This window comes from Streptomyces sp. NPDC018947 (genome assembly GCF_044390505.1).
In the GTDB taxonomy this organism is placed as follows: Bacteria; Actinomycetota; Actinomycetes; order Streptomycetales; family Streptomycetaceae; genus Streptomyces.
In genome coordinates this window covers 288,015-300,405 of record NZ_JBIRZD010000002.1, presented here as the reverse complement: position 1 = coordinate 300,405, position 12,391 = coordinate 288,015, and the positions used below count along the sequence as shown (strand labels likewise).

General features: G+C 72.9%; 10 protein-coding genes. 4 read left to right on the top strand and 6 right to left on the bottom strand.

Annotated features, from left to right (window positions below; translation table 11 throughout):
* The first annotated feature begins 92 nt into the window (after positions 1–92).
* Complete coding sequence (locus tag ACH499_RS05970) at positions 93–854, top strand: CoA transferase subunit A (protein WP_399014025.1); 762 nt, start codon at positions 93–95, stop codon at positions 852–854.
* Positions 855–857: 3 nt separating this feature from the next.
* The gene (locus ACH499_RS05965) at positions 858–1,508 is read left to right on the top strand and encodes a CoA transferase subunit B (protein WP_356205794.1); all 651 of its coding nucleotides are present in this window, start codon (positions 858–860) and stop codon (positions 1,506–1,508) included.
* A gap of 69 nt (positions 1,509–1,577) precedes the next feature.
* Here the strand turns inward: ACH499_RS05965 and ACH499_RS05960 are convergent, their stop codons facing one another.
* Positions 1,578–3,530, bottom strand: a complete 1,953-nt coding sequence (locus tag ACH499_RS05960; protein ID WP_399014024.1) for a helix-turn-helix domain-containing protein — start codon at positions 3,528–3,530, stop codon at positions 1,578–1,580.
* A gap of 68 nt (positions 3,531–3,598) precedes the next feature.
* Positions 3,599–4,405 carry a 3-hydroxybutyrate dehydrogenase gene (locus ACH499_RS05955; RefSeq protein WP_356205792.1) on the bottom strand — a complete coding sequence of 269 codons (807 nt, stop codon included), beginning with the start codon at positions 4,403–4,405 and terminating at the stop codon, positions 3,599–3,601.
* 353 nt (positions 4,406–4,758) lie between these two features.
* Between ACH499_RS05955 and ACH499_RS05950 the strand changes: the two genes are divergently transcribed.
* Entirely contained in the window at positions 4,759–6,192 is a 1,434-nt protein-coding gene (locus tag ACH499_RS05950) for a tannase/feruloyl esterase family alpha/beta hydrolase (RefSeq protein WP_399014023.1), read from the top strand.
* 370 nt (positions 6,193–6,562) lie between these two features.
* On the top strand, positions 6,563–7,279 hold the full coding sequence (locus ACH499_RS05945) for a GntR family transcriptional regulator (RefSeq protein ID WP_356205789.1): 717 nt from the start codon (positions 6,563–6,565) through the stop codon (positions 7,277–7,279).
* Between the two features lie 181 nt (positions 7,280–7,460).
* Here the strand turns inward: ACH499_RS05945 and ACH499_RS05940 are convergent, their stop codons facing one another.
* The 4 genes from ACH499_RS05940 to ACH499_RS05925 all read right to left on the bottom strand — a co-directional run bounded on the left by ACH499_RS05940 (position 7,461) and on the right by ACH499_RS05925 (position 12,386).
* Complete coding sequence (locus tag ACH499_RS05940; protein WP_399014022.1) at positions 7,461–8,342, bottom strand: universal stress protein; 882 nt, start codon at positions 8,340–8,342, stop codon at positions 7,461–7,463.
* Positions 8,343–8,526: 184 nt separating this feature from the next.
* On the bottom strand, positions 8,527–9,660 hold the full coding sequence (locus tag ACH499_RS05935) for a PP2C family protein-serine/threonine phosphatase (protein WP_399014021.1): 1,134 nt from the start codon (positions 9,658–9,660) through the stop codon (positions 8,527–8,529).
* 246 nt (positions 9,661–9,906) lie between these two features.
* Positions 9,907–11,364, bottom strand: a complete 1,458-nt coding sequence (locus ACH499_RS05930; RefSeq protein ID WP_399014020.1) for a carboxylesterase/lipase family protein — start codon at positions 11,362–11,364, stop codon at positions 9,907–9,909.
* Positions 11,361–12,386 (bottom strand): alpha/beta hydrolase, encoded by a 1,026-nt coding sequence (locus tag ACH499_RS05925; RefSeq protein ID WP_356205784.1) that lies wholly within the window; start codon positions 12,384–12,386, stop codon positions 11,361–11,363. Before ACH499_RS05925 ends, ACH499_RS05930 begins: the two co-directional genes overlap by 4 nt.
* Positions 12,387–12,391: the final 5 nt, after the last annotated feature.

Sequence of the window (12,391 nt, the reverse complement as noted above, 5' to 3'; positions counted from 1 at the left end):
GGGTGAGAGCACCAGACCCCAGGGCAGGCGCGCGGGCCGTCAGTCGGGACGAGGCCGGTGGATCCTGGGCCAAGGAATTCGGAGAGAAGAACATGGACAAGGTGGTGGATTCGGCCGCGGCCGCCGTGGCCGACATCCCGGACGGGGCCACGCTCGCCGTCGGCGGTTTCGGACTGTGCGGCATCCCGTCGACGCTGATCGCCGCGCTGGCCCGGACCCGGGCGACGGGGCTGCGGGTGGTGTCCAACAACTGCGGTGTGGACGACTGGGGGCTCGGCCTGCTGCTGCGGGCCGGCCGCATCGCCCGGATGACGTCGTCGTACGTGGGCGAGAACAAGGAGTTCGCGCGGCAGTACCTCTCCGGCGAACTGGAGGTCGAGCTCACCCCGCAGGGCACGCTCGCCGAGCGGTTGCGGGCCGGCGGGAGCGGGATCCCCGCGTTCTTCACCCCGGCCGGGGTGGGAACCCAGGTGGAGGAGGGCGGGCTGCCGTGGCGTTACGCCGCCGACGGCGTCGTGGCCGTGGCCTCCCCGCCGAAGGAGGTCAGGGAGTTCGGAGGCCGCCGGTACCTGCTGGAGGAGTCCATCACCGCGGACTTCGCGCTGGTGCGCGCGGAGGTCGCGGACCGGCACGGCAACTGCGTCTTCCGCAGCGCCGCCCGCAACTTCAACCCGCTGGCCGCGATGGCCGGACGCACCACCCTGGTGGAGGCCGAACGCATCGTGGAGCCGGGTGAGCTGGATCCCGATGCCGTGCACCTGCCGGGCGTCTACGTCGACCGGATCGTCACCGCCGACCCCACCGACAAGCGCATCGAGCGCCGCACCGTACGACCCGCCGCCCAGGAGGCCTGACCCATGGCACTCGACCGCGACCAGCTCGCCGCCCGCGCCGCCCGAGAACTGCGGGACGGGCAGTACGTCAACCTGGGCATCGGGCTGCCCACCCTGATCCCCAATCACCTTCCCGACGGCATCCACGTCGTCCTCCACTCCGAGAACGGCATCCTGGGTGTCGGCCCCTACCCGGTGGACGGCTCCGAGGACCCGGACCTGATCAACGCGGGCAAGGAGACCGTCACGCTGCGGCAGGGCGCCGCCTACTTCGACTCCGCGTTCTCCTTCGGCATGATCCGCGCCGGACGCATCGACGTCTCCGTGCTGGGCGCCATGCAGGTCTCGGCGGCGGGCGACCTGGCGAACTGGATGATCCCCGGCAAGATGGTCAAGGGGATGGGCGGCGCCATGGACCTGGTCCACGGTGCCCGCCGCCTGATCGTCGTCATGGAGCACACCGCGAAGGACGGCTCACCGAAGATCGTGGACGAGCTCACGCTGCCCGCCACCGGACGCGGCGTGGTCCACCGCATCATCACCGACCTCGCCGTCATCGACGTGACGGACGAAGGACTCGTCCTGGCCGAACTCGCTCCGGGCGTCAGCGCCGACGACGTGCAGGCGGCCACCGTGCCGGAACTGCGCGTCCCGGCCGGGATCGCCGCCGGATGACCGCGTGCGGGGCCGGAACCGCACTCCGTCCCGCGGACTCCGGCCCCGCACGCCCCCGGCCCGCCTCCTCTAGCCGCCCGTCCGCCTGCGGCCCGACTGGGAGACGAGATGGATGCGCAGGGCCAACTGGATCTCCAGGGCCCGTTCGGGGGTCTCCCAGTCCCGTCCCAGCAGCGCGCCGATCCGCTCGATGCGCTGCACCACGGTGTTGACGTGGACGTGGAGAAGGTCCTTGGCGCGGATGTGGCTGCCGTTGACGGCGAAGTACGCCTGGAGCGTACGGACGAGTTCTGTTCCCCTGCGCTCGTCCCACTCCAGGACGGGACCGAGGATCCTCTCGACGAAACCGCCGGTGTCCTGTTCCTTGCCCAGCAGCACGCCGAGGAATCCCAGGTCCGCCGCGCAGGCTCCGTCACCGGTGAGGCCGAGGACCCGCATGGCGCTCAGGCAGCGGCGGGCCTCCACGTAGAAGCCGGGCAGGGTGGCGGGTCCCTCGCAGGGCCCGGCCGCGACCACGCTCACGGGCTTGCCGAGCCCTTGCGAGAGGTGTTCGGCGGCGGCGCGGGCGGCCCGGCCGGGCTCGGTCCCGTCGTCCGGGACGAGCATCACGGCGTGCTGCTCGTACTCGCAGCACAGGCCCTCCCGGCCGAAGAGGTACTGCTGGGCCCCGGCCGTCAGCCTGCCCTCCGCGTCCGTGTCGCACTCGGCGACCAGCATCAGATGCGGCCGGGTGAGATCCACGCCGAGGCGGTGCCCGCGCTCGGTGAACAGCGCGGGGTCGCGGCCCGCACCGTCCAGCAGGTCCGTGAGCAGCTCGCCGCGCACACGGTTCTCGGTCTCGGCGACGGTGCGGCGCAGCAGCAGGAGCAGCGCGGTGATGGTCCCCGTGCGCTCGAACAGCCGGCGGTCGGGGCCGTCCAGGTCCGGGCGTCCGTGGAAGGCGAGACTGCCGAGGAGTTCCTGCCCGGCCAGGACGGCGCAGTACCAGTGGTCGCCGTGCCGTACGGAGCGGCCCTCGGCGCGGGCCCGGGCGACGGCCTCGGCAAGCACCTCGGGGCCGGGCGCGCGGGAGCCCTTCGAGCCACCCGCCCGGGCGAGGACGTCCCCCCGCGGGTCGAAGATGCTCAGCCGGCCGCCGAGGAACTCCGCCACCGCCGCGGCGACTTCGGACACCTCCGAGCCGCGCAGCACCAGGTCGGTCAGCCGGTCGTGGGCCTCGGCGGCCCGCTGCATCGAGGTCGCGTGGTCCTGGATGACGGTGTTGGCCTCGGTGAGTTCCGCCGCGGCGGCCTGGGCGTCGTCGAGTGCCCGGGCGGTGTCGATCGCGATGGCGGCGTGCGCGGCGAGCGATCCGAGCAGGGCCACCTCGTCGGGTGAGAAACTGCGCGGGCCGCGGTCGGCCGCGAAGAGCACGCCGATGACGCTGCGGTTGCCCGCGGGCCCCGATCCGAGCTGGAGCGGCACACCGAGAATGGCGACCAGGCCCTCGTCCAGCACTCCGTGGTCGATGGTCTCGGTGTGCTGGAACCGTTCGTCCGTGCGGTAGTCCGGGGACGCGTAGGGGCGCATGGTCTGGGCCACGAGGCCGCCGAGGCCCTCACCCAGTTTGAGCCGGAGTTCCTGGAAGGCGACCGAGACCGAGCCGTCCGTGACACGCATGAAGGTGTCCTGGGCGGCCTCGTCCACCAGGGTCAGGTAGGCGGTGTCCGTGCCCAGGAGGGTTCTGGCCCGGCGGACGATCGAGTGCAGTACGGCGTCGAGGTCGCGCAGTGCGGCCAGGTCGCTCGCGGTGTCGAACAGGGCGGTGAGTTCGGCCTCGCGGCGGCGCTGGCGGCGGAGCACCTTGCGGACGCCGAGAGCGGCCGACACGGCCCTGTCGATCTCCTCGACGTCGGAGTCGTCGATGCCGTCGGCGCGGGCCCGTGCGGCCACCGCCGTGTACTCCTCGGCGGAGGCGTCCGTGGTCAGCAGCTCCATGAGGCGGCGGAGGGCGGTGGTGGGGCGAAGGGTGGTCCGGGACATGGCACGACCTCGGGCAGGGCGGGTGCGCGCGTCGCCGCGCGCACCCACGGGTGACGGGATGGGGCGGGTCAGTGGGCGGTCCAGCCGCCGTCCAGCGGCAGTGAGGTACCGGTGACGAACCCGGCGTTCTCGGAGCAGAGCCACAGCACCGCGGCGGCCACTTCCCCCGGCTCGATCAGGCGCTTGACGGCGCTGCGCTCCAGCATGATCTTCTCCAGGACCTCCGACTCGGCGATGCCGTGCGACCGGGCCTGGTCGGCGACCTGCGCTTCGACCAGGGGGGTGCGGACGTAGGCGGGATTCACGCAGTTCGACGTGACGCCGTGGGGCGCTCCCTCCAGGGCGGCGACCTTGCTCAGCCCTTCCACGGCGTGCTTGGCGGTCACGTACGCGGCCTTGAAGGGCGAGGCCCGCAGACCGTGCACGGAGGAGATGTTCACGATGCGGCCCCATCCCTGGGCGTACATGTGGGGCAGGGCGCGCCGGACGATGCGGAACGGGGCCTCGACCATGAGCCTCTGGATGAGGGCGAAGCGGTCGGGCGGGAACTCGTGCAGCGGCGCGACGTGCTGGAGCCCGGCGTTGTTGACCACGATGTCCACGTCGGCCGGCAGGGCCTCGACCGCTTCCATGTCCGAGAGGTCGGCCACGCGGGCGACGCCACCGACCTCCTCGGCCACCCGCTCCGCGGCCTCCCCGGCGAGGTCGACGACGTACACATGGGCCCCGGCGTCCGCGAGGGCGACGGCGCAGGCCCGTCCGATGCCGCTCGCGGCGCCTGTCACCAGGGCGGTCCGCCCGGTGAGGAACCGGTCCGCGGGGGCGGGGGAGGCGACGGGGCCGGCGTCGCCCTCAGTGATGCGGGTGCTGTTCATGGCCGTCACGGTAGGCAGCGGACGTACACCGGGACATGGTGCTGGGCGCCATGCTCGACAGGAGATGAGTGGTGCGAGAACACACGGAGGGCGTCAGAGCCGCGAGGTCATCGTCCGCTGTGCTCCCACGTCGTGCCCGTGCTTGCCGCATGTTCCCGAAGCCGTGCCACTCAGCGGCCTCGGGAGGCAGCGCGCACTCCAGGCGATGAGCCTCGATCCGGCCCGCCGCCGGCCCGCCATGGTGTCCGGCGCCCTTGTCGGCGCCGTGGCCATGGCGGGCCCACACATATCCCGCGCGGTGACTGTGCCTCTAGCCTCCGGCCCGTTCACACCTTGCGACGCGGAGGAAACACATGCTCAAGTCCCGTACGGGCGCCCGCCCGTCCCGCAGACGGACCATGCTCGCGGCCCTGTCGCTCGCGGGAGCCTGTTCACTCGTCGTCGCCTCCGCGGCGACGGCACCCGCGGCCGGCGCCGCGGCCCCTCCCGGCGGCCACTGCGCGAACCGCGCCCGGCTCCACGTACCCGGGGCGGAGCACCAACAGGTCGCCTGCCTCCAGGAGTTGACCACCGCGGGGACCGTCGCGTCGGGCCACACCGACCCGGCCGACTTCGCCGGGCTCACCCCCAAGGACCTGCCCGCCCCCACCGGCGTACCCGGGATCCAGATCGACGGCTACTTCCCCGACACGTCGTCCACCAACACCAACCACGGCTGGAACCACGACGCCCAGTTCGTCATACGGCTGCCCGACCACTGGAACGGCGGCCTCGTGGTCGCCGGGACACCGGCCAACCGCGAGCAGTACGCCAACGACCGCGCCATCGCCGACTGGGTCCTGTCCCGCGGCTACGCCTACGCCGCCACCGACAAGGGCAACACCGGACTCGGCTTCTACCGGGACGGCCGCCGGCCCGGCGACGCCATCGCCGAATGGAACGAACGCGTCACCCAGCTCACGCGCGCCGCCAGGACGGTGGTCGCCCAGCGCTACCACCGCCCACCCGCCCGCACCCTCGCCACCGGCCTGTCCAACGGCGGCTACCTGGTGCGCTGGCAACTGGAGAACCACCCCGAGCTGTACGACGGCGGAGTCGACTGGGAGGGCGCCCTCTGGCGCACCGACGGCCCCAACCTGCTCACCTTCCTGCCCCCGGCCATGCGCCACTACCCGGCCTTCGCGGCCGGGGGCCCGGGAGCCGAAGACGCCCGGAAGGCCATGCACGAGGCCGGCTACCCGGCGGGCTCGGAGTTCCTGTGGCCCTACCACCACAAGGTCTACTGGGACCTGACCCAGCGCATCTACCGCGAGGAGATCGACCCCGGCTTCGACGGAGCCACCGAGGCGGGCACCCCCTACTGCGCCCCGGGCACCCCGGCCTGCGACGCCGACTACGACTACGCGTCCCGCCCCGCCTCGGTCCACCGGGCCGTCGACCGGATCGCCCTGACCGGCCGCATCGGCAAACCGCTGATCACCCTGCACGGCACGCTCGACGTACTGCTCCCCATGGCCGAGGACTCCGACGTCTACGACCGCATGGTGCGGCGGGCCGGGCGCGGCGAACTGATGCGCTACTACCGCATCGAGGACGGCACGCACGTCGACTCGCTGGTCGACACCTTCCCCGACAAGCTCCGCCCCATCGTCCCCTGTCACCGCTCCGCCTTCGAGGCCATGGAGAAGTGGCTCGACGGAACGGCCCGGCCCCCGGCCGACCACACCGTCCGGCGCCCGGCCGGCGCGGACGCCACGACACTGCTCACCGGTTGCCCACTGAACTAGCGCCCGCCCCACGGCGCGGACACCCACACCGAGGGCAAGCGGTGTGGTGGCCCACCCCGCACACGGATGCGGCGACCCGCCGTCCCCATGGTCCCGGCCGTGGCGAGCGAGCCGGCCAAGGCGCTCGACCGCTCCTGGACCTAGGGTCTCCCGCCGCTCCCCGAGCGGGAGACCCCGCAGGGCCACCCCGTTCCTCCGCTCGGCACGAGGGCGACGCGAGTGAACGCACCGGCCACAGGCGGCGAGTTCACCGTGCCCCCCGAACGGAAGAAGGACCCGCTGGGAGTGCCGGCCCGGGCCTGTCGAGGGCGCACGGAAGCCGTGCAACGTGACATTGTATGGTGGGGCAACAAATCCTCGGAGGGTATCCATGAGCGAGTTGAAGCCCCGCACACTCATCTCGGTACAGGAGCACCTGCGTGATCAGGTCGCCAACGCCCTCCGCGCAGCACTGATCGCGGGCGACCTGAAGCCCGGGGTGATCTACTCCGCCCCCACCCTCGCGGCCGAGTACGGCGTCTCCGCGACCCCCGTGCGCGAGGCCATGCTGGACCTGGCACGTGAAGGGCTCGTCGAGGCGGTGCGCAACAAGGGGTTCCGCGTCACCGAACTCTCCGAGCGCGACCTGGACGAGTTCACCGAGATCCGTGCCCTCATCGAGATCCCGACCATCGGTCAGGTCGCCCGCTCGGCCTCCCGGGAAGACCTGGAGAAACTGCGGCCCGTGGCCGAGGAGATCGTGGCCGCCGCCCGCGCCGGCGACCTCATCGGCTACCTCGAATCGGACCGCCGCTTCCATCTCGATCTGCTCGGCCTCGCCGGCAACTCCCGTCTCGTCGAGACCGTGGCCGACCTGCGCAAGCGCTCCCGGCTCTACGGTCTCACCGAACTCGCGGAAGCGGGGGCCCTGGTGGCCTCCGCGCAGGAGCACACCGCGCTGCTCGACCTCATGCTGGCCGGTGACGCGGCGGCGGCCGAGGAGCACATGCGTCATCACCTCGCGCATGTCCGGACGTTGTGGGCGGCTCGGAAGCAGGGGAAGCCCGCGGAAGGAACGCTCCCGGCAGGGAAGCGGACAGCCCGCTGATCTCGTCCCGGCCCGTGGGCTCGGCGCGCCTCTCCCGCATGGACTGACTGAACGCGACACGTCGCGGCTCCCGCGGAGATGGCGGCGGGTCGTGCCGCCGCCACTTCTGATACGGCCGGTCGCCTTCCCTAAGACATGTCACCTGTGCAAAACCAAGACGGCGGCGAGGCGTCCGGGCCGGTCACTCCCCGCCGCGGACGACGGTGACGGGGCAATGGGCGTGATGCAGCAGGGCCTGGCTGACCGAGCCGAGCAGCAGGCCGCTGAAGCCGCCACGGCCCCTCGCACCGGTCACGACCAACCGGGCCGACCGGCTCGCCTCGGTGAGAGCGGGTCGGATGCGGGACCGCAGCAGGCGCCGCTCCACCGCCACCTGCGGAAAGGCCTCCTGGAGGGGAGCGACTGTCTCGTCCAGCAGCTGCTGCTCCGCCTGACGCAGACGCTCGGCGTCCGCCACCACGGCGGTCAGGGGGTCACCGGGGCCCTCATAGGCACTTTCGCTCCAGGTGTTCCACACGTGCAGTGCCACCAGGGGCGCCCCGCGCAGCGCGGCCTCGACGAAAGCGAACTCCACCGCCGCCTTCCCGGCCTCGGAGCCGTCGGTGGCCAGCACCACCGGCCCGTCGGGATCGGGGCGGCCGCGCACCACCATCAGCGGGCAGCGGCCGTGAGCGGCGAGCTGCACTGCCGTCGAGCCCAGAAGCAGTCCGGCGAAGCCGGAGAGGCCCCGGCTGCCGACCACCGCCAGAGCCGCCTCACGCGATTCGGCCTCCAGAACCTCCAGAGGCCCGCCGGCCACCACCGACCGTGTGATCTCGATGTCCGGCGCCGCCGCCCGGGCCCGTTCCTCGGCGCGCGCCAGCACGCCGTGCACCATCGGTTCCAGGCCGTGATCGGCAGGGCTCCACGGCGGCGCACCGCCCGGCAGGTGTCCGGGCGCCCGGCCGAAGGCGTGCACGATCCGCAAGGGCGCCCCGCGAAGGGACGCCTCCCGAGCCGCCGCATCGACCGCCCCGAGGCTGGAGTCGGATCCGTCCACTCCGACGATCACCGGACCACTCATTGCCCACTTCCGTTCTCCGAGGCCGTCGGCGATCAGCCGCTGTCAGCCGCTTCGAGTCCCAGCCTCCGCGTGCGCGACCGCGGGGACCAGGGGCCGGCAGGGCCGCCCGAGGGGCCGTCCGGCCCTGCCCAGGACGTGGGGGCTGTGGGGACACGCGCCCGCCGGCACACCGCCGCCCTCGTTCCTACGATCCGCCGACCCGAGGAGCCGCGGAGAGGTCCCGTTCGGCGCCGGCGGCCGGGACGTGTGTGACCACGAGGGCCGCGGCGTCGTCGTCCAGTTCTCCGGTGTGCCGGAACAGGGCGGCGAGCATGGCGTCCAGTACGGCTCCGGGCTTCGGGGGGAGGGGGCCCGTCAGCGCCGGCACGGGGTCGAAGAAGACGCCGTTCCGGTCGCGGGCTTCGGTGATGCCGTCGGTGAACATCACGAGCGTGGCGCCGGGGGGCCACGCGAACTCGTCCACCGGGACGTCCGGGCCGGCCAGATCGCCCAGGCCCAGGGGCAGCGACGGCTCCCGCGGCTCCAGGAGCGTCACCGTGCCCCGGTGCACCATGAGCGGCGCCGGGTGGCCCCGGTTGGCCATGCGCAGCGTGGACCGGTCGGGGGAGATCTCGACGACGACCGCGGTGACGAAGGCTTCGTCCGGTGTTTCGCCCGGGCGGCTCTTGACGTCCTGCAACTGCACTTCCACGCCCCGGACGACGGCGGGCAGGTCCGGCAACTGAAGGGCCGCCGCGTGGAAGGTGCCCAGCAGGGTGTTGACCATGGTGACCGCCTGCATGCCTTTGCCGCGGACGTCGCCGATCACCATGCGCACGCCGTACGGGGTGTCGTGAATGGCGTAGAGGTCGCCGCCGATCAGGGCCTCCTCCTGGGCGGCCTGGTACCGGGCGGCGACGGCCAGCCCCCGGACGCGGTCGGGCACGGCCGGAAGCACCGCGCGCTGGACGGCCTCCGCGACCTCGCGGGTCGTCTTCAGTCGTTTCCGTTCACGCGCGAACATCCGGTTGAGGAACGCGGCGACGACCGTCAGGACCACGATGCTGGCGAGCGCGGTGTATTCCGAACGGGTGAAGGAGACCTGGCCCTCGCGAAGAGCCAGGAGCGCCCCGATCAGGCAGGACGCCGCACCACTGGTGATCGTCCAGGCCAGGGAAACCAGCGGTGCCGCGATCACGGGGACGGCCGTCAGCAGGGGGAACGTGTTGATATCCGGCCACGCGATTTCGATGACGACCACGGTGAGGAGCACGGCGGCGGGCAGGAACCGGGACCACCGGATCCTCCCGAAGACGTGCTCGTACTGGTACCGCTCCATCCCTCGCAGTCCTCAAGTCGTCCCGTACCCGATCCGGCCCCCAGTTTCCGGCAGATCCACGTCCGGGGCGACCGCTGGCCGTCTCGGTGGTGCGCGGACAGCCCGGTCAGGGGGCCGGCCGGCGGCCCGGGTGGCTGATAGGGGGGACGGGCGGCTCGGCTGCCGGACTTCACCGTCCGCCGGCTCGCCGGCCAGCACTTCGTGTGCGAGGCGATGCGCCCGGCGCCCGGTGAGGGAGGAGGACGTTCAGCGCACCCCTTCCCACAGGAGCCGTTCCTCCCCGCGGGGGTCGCGGACCGGGGCGGGTACCGGGTCGGCGGAGAAGACCATCGTCGTCCGGGCCGTGCTGTCGTACGGCTTCCAGCCGGGATCGCCCGTCTTCGCGAAGGAGACCCACGCCCCGTGCACGGCGTCCGCGAGGGCCTGGGGCGGGTGGGCGCCGAGCATCGGCGCGTACGACGGGTCGTCGAGGCGGTCGAAGACAAAAGGCAGTTCCAGGGCGTGGCAGGCACCGAGGTCCCCGTCGAACCGGGGCGAGCGCCAGGCGAACTCGTACAGGTACGAGCCGGGGACCGCCTCGGCCAGGCGGATGGCGGGGACGCGGTAGAACCAGTCGGTCGCCACCGCGGCGAGGAGTTCCCCCGGCGCGGAGCCGGGGCGGCCGGCCCGGTAGGCGGGGAGGGCCTCGTCCGGATCGAGGCTGTAGGCCGCGGTCACGGCGCGCAGCCTCGATTCCGGAACGGCGCGCAGCACGCCCGTGGGGACCAGGAAGAGGCGGTACTCCTCACGATTGCTGCCGATCAGGAGGTCGACACCGCACTCCGGGCCGGGGAGGGCGAGGCCCGGCAGGACCGGCTCGAAGGGCATCATGTTGAGGGCCGCCTCGCCCCACAGGCCCGGATCCGGGCGGGCGTTCACCTCCGCGCGCAGTTCCGCCTGGGCGGGGAGGAGCCGTGCCAGGGGGACGGCCGAGAAGGCCTCCGCGGTCGGCTCGATGCCCAGTTTCTCCGCGAGCCGGGCCGCCGTCAGCGCGGCGGACGGCGGGCGCAGGAAGTGGTGGCAGGCGCCGCTCTGCAGGATCGCCCTGCGGAACAGGCCCCGGGCCGATCCGGTGGTCAGGAGGGCGCCGATGCTCATGGCGCCGGCCGACTCGCCGAAGACCGTCACCAGGTCCGGGTCGCCGCCGAAGGAGGCGATGTTGTCCCGGACCCAGTGCAGGGCGGCGATCTGGTCGAGCAGGCCCCGGTTGTCGGGCCGGCCGGGAAGGTGCAGGAAACCGTCCGCCCCCAGGCGGTAGTTGAGCGTGACGCACACGACGCCGTCGCGGGCGAAGGCGGCTCCGTCGTACGCGGGCACCGAGCCCGAGCCGTTGGTGAACGCCCCGCCGTGCAGCCACACCATCACGGGCAGCCCGGCGCCCGGCTCCGCGGCCGGGGTCCAGATGTTGAGGTTCAGACAGTCCTCGCCCTCGATGGCGTTGTCCGGGATGAGGGTGTCGAAGGGCGGGGCGTAGGGGGCGTGCGGCGGCGTCGGGCCGGGGGCCGTGGCGTCGCGCACGCCCGTCCAGGGCTCGGGCGGGGCCGGCTCCCGGAACCGTCGCGCACCGAAGGGCGGGGCGGCGTACGGGACGCCGAGGAAGGACACCACCCCGTCGGGAGAGGTGCGGCCGCGGACCGCACCCTGCCGTGTGTCGCGCACCGTCATGCCGAAAGGACCTCCGACAGGGCCTTGGCGAACTCCTCGGGGCGTTCGAGGTGGACCGCGTGCCCGGCGTCGGCCACGACGACCTCCCGTACCGAGCCGCCCGCCGCCGCGTAACGGCCCAGGACGTGCCGCGTCTGCGCCACCATCGGCTGCGCCGGGGTGCCGTCCCACTCCGGCACGGCCCCCAGGGCGCCCAGGTGCGCCAGGTCGAACATCGAGGTGTCCGAGACGATGACGTCGTCCTCGCCCCGGATCCACAGCACCGGCGGCTTGGGGTCGATCAGATGCAGATCGTCGATGCGGAAGTGGGTCGGGGCCATGCAGTTGAGCACGCCGCGGGTGCCGGGCGCGATCCCGGGCCAGGCGGTGGACGTCGTGCTGTCGCCCGGGTAGTGGTCGTCGCCGGTACGGGTGGTGAGCATGGAGTCGACGTACGCGTCCTCGTGCTCGGGGCGCAGCGGCGGCTTGACGTAGCAGCTCGCCAGGACGGAGCGCGGCGACACCGGTGAGTCCTCGCCGCGGTCGCCCTCGGCGAGCAACCGTACGAACTCGGGGTTGGCCGTGCCGCCGCCCGAGCCCGCCCCGTCCGCGGAGTTGAGGGTCCCGTCGACTCCGTGCGTACCGCCGAAGCCGTACGGGGAGACCGGGTTGACCAGGGTCAGCGAGCGCACCGCGGCCGGGTGGTCGCGCAGGTACTGCATGACCACGCCGCCGCCCATGGACCAGCCGACCAGGTGGGCCCGGTCCACGCCCAGGGCCGCGAGCAGGGCGGCGAGGTCGTCGGCGTAGTCCCGCAGTCCGCGTGTGGCGTCGACGGGCAGCGGGTCGGTGCCGCCGAAGCCGCGGAGGTCGACGGCCACGGGGCGGTAGCGGTCCGGCAGCGCGGTCATGGTGGGGTGCCAGAACGCCGAGGAGGAGACGTTGCCGTGGACGAGGACGACGGGGACTCCCTCGTCCCGGATGTCGGTGATCTGCTGGGTCAGTCCGCCGGCGGCGATGCGGCGGGTGCGGAGCGTGGTCAATGTAC